The 14,471-nt window shown below is 72.3% G+C and carries 14 protein-coding genes; 10 read left to right on the forward strand and 4 right to left on the reverse strand.

All coding sequences use genetic code 11. The features are described from left to right. Positions 1 to 343 precede the first annotated feature (343 nt). Complete coding sequence (locus tag HYN04_RS10640; protein ID WP_110450738.1) at positions 344 to 1,147, forward strand: DUF6270 domain-containing protein; 804 nt, start codon at positions 344 to 346, stop codon at positions 1,145 to 1,147. On the opposite strand, the gene HYN04_RS10645 is transcribed toward HYN04_RS10640, so the two are convergent. The 3 genes from HYN04_RS10645 to HYN04_RS10655 are packed head-to-tail and all read right to left on the reverse strand — an operon-like array spanning position 1,133 to position 5,200. Next, positions 1,133 to 2,221, reverse strand: coding sequence for a hypothetical protein (locus HYN04_RS10645; protein ID WP_110450739.1), 1,089 nt, complete (start codon positions 2,219 to 2,221; stop codon positions 1,133 to 1,135). The two genes, HYN04_RS10640 and HYN04_RS10645, sit on opposite strands and share 15 nt — an antisense overlap. Beyond that, positions 2,214 to 3,245, reverse strand: coding sequence for a hypothetical protein (locus HYN04_RS10650; RefSeq protein ID WP_110450740.1), 1,032 nt, complete (start codon positions 3,243 to 3,245; stop codon positions 2,214 to 2,216). The genes HYN04_RS10645 and HYN04_RS10650 overlap by 8 nt, the downstream gene beginning before the upstream one ends. After that, positions 3,242 to 5,200: a hypothetical protein gene (locus HYN04_RS10655; RefSeq protein WP_110450741.1), complete on the reverse strand. Its 1,959-nt coding sequence runs from the start codon at positions 5,198 to 5,200 to the stop codon at positions 3,242 to 3,244. The genes HYN04_RS10650 and HYN04_RS10655 overlap by 4 nt, the downstream gene beginning before the upstream one ends. A 66-nt stretch (positions 5,201 to 5,266) precedes the next feature. Here HYN04_RS10655 and HYN04_RS10660 point away from each other — a divergent pair, with 66 nt between their 5' ends. The 9 genes from HYN04_RS10660 to HYN04_RS10700 all read left to right on the forward strand — a co-directional run bounded on the left by HYN04_RS10660 (position 5,267) and on the right by HYN04_RS10700 (position 12,809). Further along, a complete protein-coding gene (locus tag HYN04_RS10660; RefSeq protein WP_110450742.1) occupies positions 5,267 to 6,535 on the forward strand; it encodes a hypothetical protein in 1,269 nt (422 codons plus the stop codon). 108 nt (positions 6,536 to 6,643) lie between these two features. Next, positions 6,644 to 7,321, forward strand: coding sequence for a glycosyltransferase family 2 protein (locus HYN04_RS10665; protein WP_110450743.1), 678 nt, complete (start codon positions 6,644 to 6,646; stop codon positions 7,319 to 7,321). Next, positions 7,318 to 7,653: a DUF2304 domain-containing protein gene (locus HYN04_RS10670; protein WP_110450744.1), complete on the forward strand. Its 336-nt coding sequence runs from the start codon at positions 7,318 to 7,320 to the stop codon at positions 7,651 to 7,653. The genes HYN04_RS10665 and HYN04_RS10670 overlap by 4 nt, the downstream gene beginning before the upstream one ends. Continuing rightward, on the forward strand, positions 7,646 to 8,584 hold the full coding sequence (locus HYN04_RS10675; RefSeq protein WP_199285954.1) for an NAD-dependent epimerase/dehydratase family protein: 939 nt from the start codon (positions 7,646 to 7,648) through the stop codon (positions 8,582 to 8,584). Before HYN04_RS10670 ends, HYN04_RS10675 begins: the two co-directional genes overlap by 8 nt. Before the next feature lie 45 nt (positions 8,585 to 8,629). Beyond that, positions 8,630 to 10,045, forward strand: coding sequence for a hypothetical protein (locus HYN04_RS10680; RefSeq protein WP_110450746.1), 1,416 nt, complete (start codon positions 8,630 to 8,632; stop codon positions 10,043 to 10,045). After that, positions 10,042 to 10,749 (forward strand): hypothetical protein, encoded by a 708-nt coding sequence (locus tag HYN04_RS10685; protein WP_110450747.1) that lies wholly within the window; start codon positions 10,042 to 10,044, stop codon positions 10,747 to 10,749. Before HYN04_RS10680 ends, HYN04_RS10685 begins: the two co-directional genes overlap by 4 nt. Beyond that, positions 10,746 to 11,117 (forward strand): hypothetical protein, encoded by a 372-nt coding sequence (locus HYN04_RS10690; RefSeq protein ID WP_110450748.1) that lies wholly within the window; start codon positions 10,746 to 10,748, stop codon positions 11,115 to 11,117. The genes HYN04_RS10685 and HYN04_RS10690 overlap by 4 nt, the downstream gene beginning before the upstream one ends. A 61-nt stretch (positions 11,118 to 11,178) precedes the next feature. Next, a complete protein-coding gene (locus tag HYN04_RS10695; protein ID WP_110450749.1) occupies positions 11,179 to 12,015 on the forward strand; it encodes an ABC transporter permease in 837 nt (278 codons plus the stop codon). Then, on the forward strand, positions 12,012 to 12,809 hold the full coding sequence (locus HYN04_RS10700; RefSeq protein ID WP_110450750.1) for an ABC transporter ATP-binding protein: 798 nt from the start codon (positions 12,012 to 12,014) through the stop codon (positions 12,807 to 12,809). The genes HYN04_RS10695 and HYN04_RS10700 overlap by 4 nt, the downstream gene beginning before the upstream one ends. On the opposite strand, the gene HYN04_RS10705 is transcribed toward HYN04_RS10700, so the two are convergent. Next, positions 12,766 to 14,409 (reverse strand): glycosyltransferase family protein, encoded by a 1,644-nt coding sequence (locus HYN04_RS10705; protein ID WP_162599626.1) that lies wholly within the window; start codon positions 14,407 to 14,409, stop codon positions 12,766 to 12,768. The genes HYN04_RS10700 and HYN04_RS10705 overlap by 44 nt on opposite strands. Between the last annotated feature and the right edge of the window lie 62 nt (positions 14,410 to 14,471).

Consider the following 14,471-nt stretch of genomic DNA (forward strand, 5'->3'; position numbering starts at 1 on the left):
CCGTGTCCCCGGCGCCACGCCGCCCTCCTTCCGGGCCCAACCGCACCGCGGGATGCAGAACCGCCGCAAACCCCCTCACCGCCCTCCAGTCGGCGCTCCCCCTCGGCTCCCTGATTCCTCCCCCCAGGGGGAGGTGGACCGCGAGTGCGGGACGGAGGGGGGCAGCTGAGCCGCCGTCGACCCCCTCACCCGGCTTCGCCGGGAGCTCCCCCTTGGGGGAGCAATTGGCTCAGTCATTCCTCCCCCCAGGGGGAGGCGGCGCGCGCAGCGCGACGGAGGGGGTCACCGGCCTCTCAGCCGCCGCCCGGATGTGCGGCGGATCGATTCGTCCTAGTCTGGCGCCATGACCGGACCTTCCCGTCTTCCGCCGCCCCTCGCCGGGGGCGGCCGCGTGGCCATCCTGGGCAGCTGCGTGAGCCGCGACCTCTGGCGGATGGCCGGGGCGCCGACGGACGACCTTCTCTATATATCCCGCACCCGGCTGCCGAGCCTGTTCGGCGCCCGGCCGGCGGGGCTGGTCCTGCCCGAGGGGCCGGCGCCGGGCCTCAGGCCCAATCCCGCCCGGGCCCTCCGTACCGATCTCTCAAAAACAGGGTTGGACGAAATCGTCCGGTTCCGTCCAGATGTCGTCCTGCTCGACTTCATCGACGAGCGTTTCGACCTTTTGGCCGGCGAGGGAGCGGTCGTGACCGCCTCCTGGGAGCTGGAGACGTCCGGCTGGGACGCCCTCCCCCCCCTCATGCCCCTACGGCGCCTGGACGCCCTGGGCGACGCGGACGCGACGCTGTGGCGACGCGCCCTGGACGCCCTGGCGACGCTGTTCACCCCCGGCGCCCCCCTGTCGGGCGCCCGGCCCGTGCTCCATGCGGCGACCTGGGCCGGCGCCCTGCGCACCGCCTCCGGCCGGACCGAGGCCCTCGAGCCGGAGCTTGAGATCACCCCCGGCCGGCGCGCCCCGCGGGAGGCGCACAACGCCCGGCTGGCGCGCATGCACGCCCTCGCCCGCGCCGCCATTCCCGGCCTGGAAGTCGTCAAGGCCCCGGATTCCCTGATCTTTTCAGATCCGGACCATGTCTGGGGCCTCAGCCCCTTCCACTATGTGGGCGACTACTACGCCGAGATCTGGCGCCAGCTAGGCGGCCGCTGAGCGCCGGGCCAGGGCCTCCGCCGGGGTCATTCCGGAGCGGATCGCATCCGGGTCGTCCATCAAGGCCAGGGCCGGATGCAGCCCTTCCGGGCCCAGGACCGCCCAGGCGCCGCCGGCCAGGTAGTCGCTCAGGGGGTCCTTCGAGGGGTCCATGGCGGCGCCCCGGGCGTCGGCGTAAGTCCTTGAATTGAAATAGGGACCTGGACTTTCGAGAGTGTCCCGGGCGGTCAGGGCGAAGCGCGCCAGGGGCTCGGACTCGCCGTCGTCCAGGCCCTGTTCCCGCCGCCAGGCCGGGTCGAACAGGGGGTGAGGCGAGGCGCCCTGCCGCCAGCCTTCGGCCAGGTACCAGACAAGGTCGCCGCCGGCCCACTCCGGGTCGAAGAGGGGATGCGGCGACAGCCCCCGCGCGGCGCCGGTCCGCAGGTAGTGGAGCACCGGATTCTCGCCCGTCGCGGCCAGTTCCGGGGCCTGGGCGATGTAGGCTTCCAGGCTGAAGAGGGGGTGCGGATCGCGGCCGTCGGCGGCGCCTTCGCGCAGGAAGTGGTCCAGCGGGGTCAGGCCGGTGCGGGCCAGTTCGGCGGCGTTGCGGTCGGCGTAGAACCTTGAATCGAAAAGAGGATGGGGCGACAGCCGGGCGTCGCCGCCCCAGGTCAGGTAGTGGGCCAGGGGGTCGGCGCCGACCGGGCCGGGCGCGGCCTGGCGGTAGTGGTCGGCATCGAAGAGGGCCCCGCCCCCGCCCAGGGCCGCCCGGGCGCGGACCAGGGCCCGCCCCGGCGCGCCCAGCCGGGCCAGGACCTTCTCGGCCAGCCGCCGGAGCCGGTTGCGCCGGTCCGGCCGCCGGTGCGCCAGGGCCGCCGTGCGGTAGCGGTCGAACTGCGAGGCGCGCAGCCGGGCCTCGGCCACGCTCCGGGCGCCGAGGGCCTCCGCCACGGCCTCGCCCAGACGCAGCCGCGCCAGGGCCTCGCCGGCCTCGGCCCGCTGGGATTCCGCCCGCAGGACGTCCAGCCGCCGGCTCGCGGCGTCCACCGCCGCCGACAGCCGGATGGCCTCGGGCGTGGGACGGGGACTAGCCACGCCGGCCGGGCCCCTCGGCCTTCCACCAGGCCTGGTATCCGCCCTCGAAGGGGTCGGGGAAGGCCGCCTGCAGGTCGGCGCGCTCTCGGTAGAGCACCCGCTGCGGCTTGGCGATCGCCGCCCCGTCGTCGAACTGGCCATGGGCCCACCAGCGCTCGGGAATGGCCGGATCGGTGGCCGCCGCAACGGCCTCCTTGTACCAGCGCCAGACCTCATAGACCTCGAAGTTGTCGCCGGCGTAGCGCTTGGTCATGACGTCGCCCGTCGGGCCCAGCTTGGTGAAGTGCCAGAAGCGCAGGGTCGCGCCGTTGACGAGAATCTCGCCCTCCCGGGTGATGGCCACCTTGCGCGTGGACAGGTTCCAGCTGGCCACGTTGTAGCCGGGGTCGCGGACCACCTTCACCCGGTCGAACAGGGCCGGGACGTGGTCGCACCACTTCTGGTCCACGAAGAGGCCGCTCGGGATGTCGTCGTAGCAGAAGGCCAGCAGGCGGTCGTTCCACCAGCGGGCGAAGCGGGCGCCCTCGCCGGTGGTGCGGATGGCCACGAAGCCCAGGTTGAAGATGCCCGTGCGCGAGGCCGACAGGTCGTTGTCGAGGATCGCCGCCCGGTCGTCATTGGGGTCGATCAGGTGCGGCGTCAGCAGGATGTCGTCCCGCTGCAGCATTTCCACGAGGGGATCGAGAGGGGCGAAGAGGGCCGTGTCCGGGTCGAGGTAGATGGCGATGTCCGCCTCGCCCGCCTCGCAGACCTGGTGCAGGAAGGGGCCCTTCACCGCGGTGCAGACCTCGACCACGTCATGCCGGAAGAGCCAGCCCCGGAAGGGCTCGATCCCCAGGTCCTTCGCCCAGACCACCCTGTCGAAGGGCTCGGCGGCGGGGTCGAAGCTGAAGCCCGGCGGCGGCTCGTCGGTGATCAGGGCCACGGTCTCCCAGTCGGGATGGAAGCGCCGGAGGGTCTGGTAGAGGACCCGCGCCCGGTTCAGGTAGGAGAAGGTGAAGCTCGAATAGACCAGGACCTTCACGACAGGGCCTCCAGGAGATCGACGCTCATTCCGCTGTAGGTGATGTCGCAGATGTCAGGATTCCGGGACGCCCGGGACAGGTACCGGACAGCACCGGACTCGAACTGGGCGAACAGGGCCGACTCGTCGGGAAGCACCAGGCCATGGCCGCCGGCCCGGGTGAAGGCGGCGATGTTGCCGCTGTCCGGCCCGGTCAGGATGGCCGCCCCCGCGGCGGCGGCCTCGTAGGCGGCGAAGGAGAAGGTCTCGCGGCAGAGAGACCAGAGGACGGCCACGTCTATCCCCGCCGTCTCCAGAGCCTGGCGCATGGCGTGGGGATTGTCGGCGGTGACCGAGACATCGATGTGGTCTGCGGGGGCCCCGGGCGCGGCGGCGGAGCCGAGGCGTACGAATCGGTAGCGAGGATCGTCGCGGAACCGGTGGGCCAGGTCGGTGAAGACCGGCCAGCCCTTGTAGGCCGAGGGCATGCCGAGGAAGGCGACGGCGAGGGGCGCTTCCGGGTCGCCCTCCGCCCGACGGCCCGTGGGCGCGAGGCGGGCGTGGGGGTGAACGACCTGGCGCTGGGCCTGCGGCGCATCCGGGGCGGCGTTCCAGACGTCCAGGGCCGCCTGCGACGGGGCGACGAGGGTCAGGTCCAGGGTCTCGAAGAGCCGACGGTGGGCGGAGAGGTGCAGGTCGCGGCCGGGACCGAAGACGCAGATGCGGCAGGCCGCGCTGCCGGCCGGCGGCGCACCGCAGTCCCGGGCCTCGTCGCGCATCAGGTGGTAGCCGGCGCAAAGGCCGGCGAAGTCGTGCATCCAGAAGAGGCCCCGGCGCGCGCCGGCGGCGGCCAGGACGTCCAGGGTCTCGCCGATCTCGTGCCCGAGCAGGCTGTGGATCGCGAAGGTCACGCCCCCCGGGGACCGCGCCGCCCGCGCCTTCACGGCGCGGCGGATGTCGGCGGCGGCGAAGCCGCCAAGGGTCCGCCCGTTCCAGACCACGCCGACGGCGGCCCGGCTTCCGGCCGGCCTCAGGGTGGGCCAGGGTGCGACGGGGAAAAGGTGCAGGTGGTCGATCCCCCGCCCGGCCAGTCCGGCCGCCTCAGTCTGGAGGCAGAGCTGCGCGCCGCCGACCCGGGCGGTGTAGTCGTCATGGCTGAAGGTCAGGTGCAGGCCCCCGCCCCGGCCCTTTACCGAGAGGGGCGAGAGACCCCGGGCGGGACCGGCGGGCAGGTCGGCGGCGGCCCGGGCGGCGGCCTCCTGGCGCTCGGACAGGGGGGTGAGGCCGGCGACGATCCGTCCGCGGAATCCCAGCTCAAACCGCAGTGGCCGACCCTCAGCCTGGCCGGCCACCCGCCAGTGCAGGAAGGGATCCACGCCCGAGGCGGCGACGTCCGGGTTCACCTCCAGGTAGTCGGCGGCGTTGAAGTCCGGCCGGGGATCGCGCCCCTCGCGCCGGCCCGCCGTCAGGTAATGGTCGAGGGGGTCGACCCCGGCGGCGGCGATGTCCGGATAGGCAGACAGGTAGTGCGCGCGGTCGAAGGCGGCGGCGACCAACTCCCGGGCCGACTCGCGGGTCAGGCCTTCGGGCAGGTCCGGATCGACGGGTGCGACCGCCGGGCCCTGGGGCTCACCGGCATCCAGCGCGACCGCGGGCGCCCGCACGGGGGCTCCGCTCCGCTCCAGGAAGCGTTCGCGGTGGCGGGACGGCGCCGGCTCGGCTCCCTCGCGCCAGCCACGGTCGAGGTAGTGGGAGAAGGGATCGGAACCTGAAACGTCAGGCCGACGCTCGAGGTAGGCCCGTGTGGAGAACCAGGGCGCCGGGTCGCGCCCCTCACGCCAGCCGGTCTCGGCATAGTGGCGGAAGGGATCCGCGCCGGACCGGGCGATGTCGTCGTAGACGGTTCTGTAGAAGACCGGGTCGAAAGCCGCCGCAAGGGCTCGGCGGGTGCGTTCCGGGGCGTCGCCCTGGCCCATGCGGAAATTCCTGTTCGGTGGCGGGCCTGTGTGCAACAGAAGGCGGTCACGATCAACTGATCCGCCATGTCCGACAAGCCCAGCCCCTCCGCCCCGCCGCCGCAAAGGACGGCCTACCTCGTCCTGGGCATGCACCGGTCGGGGACCAGCGCCCTGGCCAATGTCCTGGCCCTGGCCGGCGCCGACCTGCCGCGCGAGATCATGCCCGCCGACAGCCACAACGCCCGGGGATATTTCGAGCCCTGGCGGATCGCCGTCTTCAATGACCGGCGCCTGGCGGCGGCCGGGACGGCCTGGGACGACCCCTTCGCCGCCCTCGCCACGCCGCCCGCCGACGAGGCGACCTGGCGGGAGGAGGCCCGCAGCCTTTTCCGCGCCCAGTTCGGTCGCCGCCGCCGACCCCTGCTGAAGGACCCTCGGGTCACCGTCCTGTGGGACCTCTGGCGCCCGGTTCTGGAGGCCGAGGGCCTGGCCCTGCGGGTGCTGGTCCCCGTCCGCAGCCCGCTGGCCGTGGCGGGGTCCCTTGCGGCGCGGGACGGCTTTCCTTTGCGCAAGTCGGTGATGGTGTGGTGCGCCTACATGCTGGCCGCCGAGGCCGGCAGCCGGGACCTGCCCCGGGCCTTCGTGGACTATGACGCCCTGCTGGAGGACTGGCGGCCCCAGGTCGCGGGCGCCGAGGCGAGGCTGGGCGAGCCCCTGCCCGCCCTGACCCCCGCCGCCGGGAGGAAGATCGACGCCTTCCTGTCGACGGAGCTGAGGCGCAATTCCGGCGAGGGCGACCTGTCGGCCCTGGGCGAGGCCGGCGCCATGGCCGCCGGGGTCCTGGACTGGCTGCGCGCCGCCGCCCGGGACGCCGAGCCGGACAGGGCGCCCCTGGACCGCGCAGCAGCCTGGCTGGCGGCGCAGAAGACCCTCTACGGAGACCTGGTCTCGCCGGTCTCGGCCGACCGGTCCCTGGCCCGCTCCGCCCTGGCCGACGCCGAGGGCCGGGCAGCGTTCCTTGAGCAGACCGTCGAGGAGACGCGGCAAGAGGGCGAACTCCGAGCCGCCTTCCTGGAGAAAACCGTCGAGGAGACGCGGCAAGAGGGCGAACTCCGAGCCGCCTTCCTGGAAAGGACCCTGGAGGAGACGCGGGAAATCGTCAGGACCCTCGAGGAGAGGATCCAGTCCCTCTACGGCACGATCGGCGACATGAAGGATCATGTCGATTCGCTCACGCGGACCTGCAAGGACCTGCGCCGTCAGGCCCGCAGCCTGGAGACCCAGCTCAAGGCCTCCCAGGCCGCAGTGCGCGAGGCCGCCGGGCGTCTCGAAAGCCTTGTGGCGCCGGGGTGACGGGTCAGGGTCGGGGGCGAAGTCCCTTGCCCGAGGCGGGAGGCGCGGCTTACACCCGGCGGGACGGGCGGCCTTTGTGCGCCGCCGCCAGGAAACGACGAGGACGCCATGTCCCGGGAAGAGTCCCTCTGGTTCGTGATCGCGGCCTTCAACGAGGGCCCCATGATCGCCGAAGTGGTGCGCGGCGTGACGCCGCACGCCCGCGTGGTGGTGGTGGACGACGGATCCTCGGATGACACGGGCGACCAGGCCCTGGCCGGCGGCGCCTGCGTCGCCACCCACCTGGTCAACCGGGGGCAGGGCGCGGCCCTGCAGACCGGGATAGACTTCGCCCTGTCCCAAGGCGCTGGGCATGTCGTGACCTTCGACGCGGACGGCCAGCACAATGTCGACGAGGCGCTGGAGATGGTCGCCCGGTGCCGGACCGAGGGGCTGGACGCCGTTCTGGGGTCCCGGTTCCTGGGGACAACGGTGAACATGCCCGCCCTGCGCCGCATTGTGATCAAGGCGGCGGTGATCTTCACACGCCTGACGACGGGGCTGCGGCTGACCGATGCCCACAACGGCCTGCGCGTCCTGTCCCGTGAGGCCGCCCGGAAGATCCGCATCCGGCAGGACCGCATGGCCCACGCCTCGGAGATCCTGTCCCAGATCGCCCGTTTGCACCTGAACTGGCGCGAGCATCCGGTGACCATCACCTATTCCGAGTACTCCCTGGCCAAGGGCCAGAAGCTGTCGAACTCGGTCCGCATCCTCGAGGACATCCTGTTTGGGGCGCGGTCATGATCGTGTCGCTGGTCGCCTCGGCCCTCTTCGGATCGGTCCTTTTCCTGGCCGCCGTACGCAAGTTCACCTTCCTGGGGCTGAAACTGGCGGTGATGACCTTCGCTGCAGCGGGGGTCTACTTCGTCTGGAACCCCGACCAGATGACCCGGCTGGCCCAGATGGTGGGCATCGGTCGCGGGGCGGACCTCGTCACCTACGCCACGACCCTGATCCTCTTCCTGACCGTGGTGGCAGCGATCATGCGCGAACGTCGGTCCAACGACGTCCTGACGCTGCTGGTGCGGCGACTGGCCATCCAGCAGGCCCGGTTCCCGGATGCCCCCGGTGGGTGAGGCGCCCCGGCGGGTGCTGGTCACCGGCGGGGCGGGCTTCATCGGGCGCGCCCTGGTCGAAAGGCTGGTCCGGGGCGGCGGCCAGGTGACCGTCCTCGACGACCTTTCCAGCGGCGACGCCGCCCGCCTCGACCCCGGCGCCCGCCTCATCGAGGCTTCGGTGACCGACCCCGGCGCAGTCGCCGAGGCGGTGTCCGGCGCCGACGCGGTCTTCCACCTGGCCGCCATCGCCTCCGTGGCCCGGTGCAACGAGGACCTGGCGGCCTCCCACCGGGTGAACCTCGGCGGCTTCGTCAACCTCCTGGAAGCGGCGGCCGCCATGAAGACGCGGCCGGCCCTGGTCTACGCCTCCTCGGCGGCGGTCTACGGCGACAATCCGGACGCCCCCCTGGCGGAGACCGCCCAGACCCGGCCCCTGTCGCCCTACGGGGCGGACAAGCTGGGCTGCGAGCTGCACGCCTCAGCCGCCGCGACCGTCCACGGGGTCAGGTCGACCGGGCTCAGGTTCTTCAATGTCTATGGCCCTGGCCAGGATCCCGGCTCGCCCTATTCAGGCGTGATCTCCAGGTTCCACCGGGCCGCGAGCCGGGGCGAGGGCGTGACCATCTTCGGCGACGGGCTCCAGACCCGGGACTTCGTCTTCGTGGGCGACGTGGTGGAGGCCCTGCTGGCCGCCGCGGTCCGCCAGGAGGGCGAGGCCAGCGAGGTCCTCAATGTCTGCACTGGCCATGAAACCGCGGTCCTGGACCTGGCCAGCCTGCTCGCGGGCCTTACCGGGCGCCCAGTCCCGGTCACCCATGCCCCGGGCAGGGCCGGGGATATCCGCCGGTCCTCCGGCGATCCCGGACGCCTGGCGCAGACCCTGGGCCTGCGTCCCTCCACCGGCCTGGCGGAGGGACTGAAGGTCCTCGTTGAGCACGGGGCCGGGTGATGGGAGGCTCAAGGCCTTCGCGCCCGCCTCAGGAGGGGAAGGCAGATGCTGGACAAGGTTGACCCCATTCCCAGGGCGGCGCCCAGGCTTGGGACCCTCTCGGGCAGCCTCTATGCCTGGGCCCTCGCCGCCGGGCTCCTGTTCGTGCTGGCCGCGGGCCTTCCGGGTCACATGACCACGGACTCGGTCATCCAACTGGCCGAAGGGCGCACGGGCGCCCAGCGCTCGTTCAACCCGGCCTTCATGTCCTGGCTCTTGGGCCGGCTCGACAGCCTGCTGTCGGGGACATCGCTGTTCGTCGCTTTCAACGTCGCCCTGCTCTTCGGCGCCCTCGCCGCCCTGCCGCGACTTGCCGGGCGGGTGCACTGGCTGGCCGCCCCCGTCCTGCTGGCTGTGGTCCTGTCGCCGCAGGTGCTGATCTACCAGGGCGCCGTCTGGAAGGATGTCTTCTTCGCCAACGCCGCCATCGCCGGCACGGTCCTCCTGGCCTTTGCAGCAGAGCGGCGGGGAGGCGCGCTGCCGGGGCGAGCCGCGTGGGCCGCGGGGCTTGCCCTCCTCGTGGTGGCGGCCCTCGTCCGACAAAACGGGATCCTGGCCCTGGGCGCCGGCGCCCTGGCCTACGGGGTGGCGACCGGATCACGACAGGGCTGGAGGCGGGGCGTCACCGCAGCGGGGGCCCTCGTCGCCGCCGGGCTCGTCCTCTTCCTCGTCGTCGGCCTCGCCATGTCGAGGGTCATGCCCTCCTCCTCGCCCCAGGCGGCGGGCGCGGGCCTGAGGGTCATCCAGCATTTCGACCTGGTCGGGGTGGCGGCGCGGGACCCCAAGGCCTCGCTGGAGCCGCTCGAGACCGAAGACCCCGAGGCGGCCGCGACCCTGCGGTCGCTGGCGCCGCAGGGCTACAATCCCGAGCGCGTCGACAACATCAGCGACGCCCCGGGCCTCGGCGAGGCCCTCTGGAAAACGCCCAAGGGCGCCGTGGCCCGGACATGGGCCCATGTGGCGACCACCGAGTTCCCGGACTATGCGGCCCACCGGCTGGAGGTGTTCCGCCAGGCCTTCCTCACGCCCGACATCCTGGCCTGCCTGCCGGTGACGACAGGCGTCCAGGGGCCGGAGGCGGTGCTGCAGGAACTGGACATGCCGGCCCGGCAGGACCGGCGCGACCGTGAACTGTACAACTACGCCACCTGGTTCTTCGGCACGCCGGTACTCTCGCACCTTTCCTTCGCCCTGGTGTCGCTGGGCGTGATGACAGCCCTCATCCTGAGGGGCCGGCCGTCGGACTGGGTCCTGGCGGGTTTGCAGGCGGGCGCCCTCGCCTTCGCCGGCAGCTTCCTGGCCATCGCCCTGGCCTGCGATTACCGCTATCTCTACTTCCTCGACCTCGCCGCCCTGTTCGGCCTGGTCCACCTGGCACTTGACCCGCCCTGGACGGCGATCCTCAGACGGTTCCGAAAATGAAGACCCTTCTCCCGCTCCTCCGCCCGACGGCGGTCCTCCTGGCCGGCGCCCTGGCCCTCTCGGCCTGCGACCAGCCCAAGCCGGCGCCCAAGTCCGAGGCCGAAGCCCCGGCCGCCAAGGTGCGGCCGCCAAGGCCCCCCGAGCCCATCGCCTGGGATCCGGCGCAGAAGGCCTTCGTGATGGACGGCACACCCCTGAAGAGCCTGGCCCAGTGGACCTTCGAGGCTGGAACGGACGGCTTCCAGGGCGCAGGATCGACCCTTGCCGCCCGGCCGGGCGGCGGACTGGACGTAACCGGCGACCTCTTCGACCCCATCGTACGGTTCCCCAAGGACCTGTCGGTCAAGGGATCGGAGGCCAATGCGGTTCTGGTGCGGATCACCCGCAACCGCGACACCGAGCGCTGGGATGGCTCGCTCTTCTGGGCGACCGCGGCCCATGGCGAGGCCGCCGGCTTTGCGACCAAGCCGGTCCGGGGCGCCGATCCCGCCGTCGGCGAAACCACGATCATGGTCTACGACCTCGCCAAGCCCCGGAAGGGCGGGGACGACTGGCTCAAGTCGGTGATCACCGGGATCCGGCTGGACCTGGACGACTCGGCGGGCGGGGCCTTCACCCTCCAGCAGGTGGCGATCGTCAGCATCCCGGGCGGGGCGACCCCTGAGGCCGCGGCCGTTCCGGCCAAGGCCCCGGCCGCGCCGTGACGCGGGGGCTTTCCGGGCTCGACCTCGCCCTCTGCCTCGCCTTCGCCCTGGCGTTGCCGGCGGGCCAGGTGCTGTTCAAGATGGGGGCCGAGCAGACCCGGCGGATCGATGGCGGCGTGATCGCCAAGGTGGCGCTGAACCTGCCCCTGATGGGCGCCTTCGCCTGGTATGGGCTGACCTCGCTCCTGTGGGTGTACATCCTGACCCGGGCGCCGCTTAGCCAGGTCTATCCCTTCTCCATCCTTGGCGCGGCCCTGACGCCCGTGCTTGCGGTCATGCTTTTCCGGGAGTCGCTCCCCCCGCAGGCCTGGCTGGGCTACGCCGTCATGCTGGCCGGCTTCATGCTGGTGATGCGGCCGGCGGGCTGACCCCGCCCCGGTTGCGCCGCCGAATCCGACCTGTTACCTCGGCCCCGACCCGGGAGCGCAGATGGACATCGCCGAACACATGCTGCGCACGGGCTCCCGGGGGTTCCGGGATGACCTGGACCGGGCGGTCGATGACCTGAAGCGCTCGGTCCGCGGGCTGGGCCTGTCCTGGTCCCTGGCCTGGCATGACGTGGTCTCGCGCTATCGCGGGTCGATCCTCGGTCCCTTCTGGATCACCCTGTCCATGGCCGTAATGGTGCTGGGGATCGGCTTCCTCTACGCCGAGCTGCAGAACATCCCGCTGGAGACCACCCTGCCCTTCGTGGCCCTGGGCATCGTCTTCTGGGGACTGATCTCGCAGACGGTGATCGAGGGGTGCGAGTCCTTCGTCCAGGCCTCGGGCATGCTGAGCCAGACCTCCCTGCCCATGCTGACCTTTGTCTGGCGCACGGTGCTACGGAACCTGGCGGCCCTGCTGCATCACCTGGTGATCGTGGTGGCGGTGATCGCCGGCTTCGGCCTGTGGCGCACCATGGACCTGCCCCTGGCCCTGGCGGGCCTGGGGCTGGTTCTGGCCAACGTCTCGTGGATGTGCCTGCTGACGGCCATCATCTCGGCCCGGTTCCGGGACATCCCGCAGATCGTGATGTCGATCATGCAGTTCTCGATGTTCATGACCCCGGTCTTCTGGCAGCCGGGCGAACGGGTCGGGCTGATGGACGCGGTCCTGACCTGGAATCCCTTCTTCCACATGCTGGACGCCATCCGCGCGCCCCTGATGGGCGTGGCGCCCGAGGCCTCGACCTTCTCGGTCCTGGTCGTCATGGCCCTGGCTGGCTGGGCCGTCGCCTTCGGCCTCTTCACCGCCACCCGCCGCCGGATCGTGCACTACCTATGAGCCGCAGCGCAAAACCCCCGACAGCGCCGCCCCGGCCCGACCAGGCCTTCATCAGCGTGCGCGGCCTGACCCTGCGTTTCCCGGTCTATGGCTACGACGCCAAGTCCCTGAAGAAGCACCTGGCCCGGGTGGCCGTGGGCGGAAGGCTGGACCAGGCGCGCCACGGCTCGACCACGGTGACGGCCGTCACCGGACTGGACCTGGAGCTGAGGGCCGGCGACCGGCTGGGCCTGATCGGCCACAACGGTTCGGGCAAGACCACCCTGCTGCGGGCCCTGTCCGGCGCCTACGAGCCCGACGAGGGGCAGATCGAGGTGCGGGGCAAGATCGCCCCCCTGCTGGACCTGTCCCTGGGCATCGATCCCACCGCCACGGGCCTGGAGAACATCCGGCTTCGCGGCCGGATCGCCGGCCTTTCCGCCCGCCAGGTGGAGGACAAGCTTGAGGAAATCGCCGCCTTCACGGGCCTCGGCCCCTTCCTGGCCATGCCGCTGAAGACCTATTCGGCAGGCATGCAGGCGCGGCTGGCCTTCGCCGTGGCCACGGCCGTGGAGGCCGACGTCCTGTTGATGGACGAGTGGATCGCCGTGGGCGACGCCGACTTCCAGAAGATCGCCCACCAGCGCCTGCTGGGCCTGGTGGAGCGGGCGGGCATACTGGTGCTGGCCTCCCACGACCTCGACCTGATCCGGCTCTACTGCAACAAGGTGATGCGGATGGACGCCGGCGTCGGCTCGGAGGTGGTGTCCATCAAGGCCCTGGACGAACTCCTGGCGCGGCCGTCAGTCCGCTGAAGACCATGTCCCGGACCCGGGCGCCGCGGGCGGACCGGGACAGGGACAGGACCTCGCCGGTCTCGAAGGCGGCGAACAGGGCCGACTCGTCCTCCAGCACCCGGCCGGGAAGCCCGGCCTTCACCTGTGCGGCGATGTTCCCGCTGTCAGGACCCGTGAGGACGGCGGCGCCCGCTGCGGCGGCCTCGAGGGCGGTGAAGCCGAAGGTCTCGGCGCAGAGCGACCAGGTCAGGGCGACATCCACCCCGGCGCCAACCAGGGCGTTGCGCATGGCGTGAGGCTGGTCTGCACTGACCCGGGCCTCGACAAAGCCCATGCCGGCATAGCCCGCGCCCTGTGCGCCCAGCTGGACGAAGGCATAGCGAGGATCGCCCGAGAAGCGCCGGACGAGGTCCTGGAAGATCTCCCAGCCCTTGTGCGGGACGGGGGCGCCGAGGAAGGCGACGCGAAGGACACCCTCCGAAGCGGGAGGCTCCAGGGCGTCCGTCACCTCGCCCAGGGCGGCGAGGGGCAGGACCCGGGCGGGAACCTCAGCCAGGCCTGAAGCGCGCCGCCAGAGGTCCAGGGCGACCTGGGAGGGTGTCAGGACCTCCAGGCCGAAGCCCTCGATGAGGCGGCGGTGCCCCTCGGCGTGGAGGGCCCGGCGCTGGCCATAGAGGCAGACCCCGCAGGCGGCGCTGCCGGCCGGCGGGGCGCCGCAGTCCACCAGGTCGTCGCGCATCAGGTGGACCCCGGCGCAGAGGCTGGCGAAGTCGTGCAGCCAGAAGACGCCCCTGGCGAAGCCGGCGGTCCGCAGGAGGGTCTCGACGGCGGCGGGGTCGTGGCCGAGCAGGCTGTGGAGGGCGAAGGTCCGGCGGCCGCCCGAGGGCAGGGCTTCCGCGAGGGCGGCGCCGACATCCGCCGCGGCCCAGGCGCCGAGGGCCTCGCCGTTGAGGGCGACGCCCAGGAGGCCGCCGCCGTCCTCGCGCAGGGTGGGCCAGGTGTCGACGGGGTGCAGGTGCAGGCCGCTCACGCCCTGGGCGGCGAAGGCGGCGTGCTCGCGCTGGACGCAGAGCTGCAGGCCGCCAACGTTGCGGAAGGCGTCGTCGTGGCTGACCGTCAGGTGGACGTCGGACAGGGCCGGACCGAGGGCGGCGAGGCGCCGGCACAGGGCCTCGCGCACGGCGGGTCTCGCCTGCGGCCAGCGGCGGGCCGCGCGGTCCAGCCGGACCTGGAGGGGCTCAAGCAGGGCCGCGGCCCGGGCCGTGCGGCCAATTTCGCGGCGGGGGAGCCGGCCCTCGGCCTTGCCGGCCTTCAGCCAGTGCAGGAAGGGGTTGATCCCGGCCTCGGCGATGTCCGGGTAGAGCTCCAGGTAGTCGCGGACGCTGAAGCCTGCGATGGGATCGCGGCCCTCGCGCCAGCCGTGACGCAGGAAGTGGTCGGCAGGGTCCGCGCCCGAGGCGGCGACGTCCGGGTTCATCGCCCGGTACCAGTCCGGGTCCATGCCGTCGGCGACGAGGGCGTCGTCCCCGGTGCGTACGGCCGAGCGGGCGCGTGCGGCCAGTCCGGGCAGGCGGCCGAGAAGGCTTCGGGCGAGGGTTCGCAAGGGGCTGTCGGTCACGCCGGTCTCCGCAGCCAGACCTAGAACCCTTCGGCGACGACGGGAAGGGGTCGCCGGAGGGC

It is taken from the genome of Phenylobacterium parvum (genome assembly GCF_003150835.1).
GTDB lineage: Bacteria > Pseudomonadota > Alphaproteobacteria > Caulobacterales > Caulobacteraceae > Phenylobacterium > Phenylobacterium parvum.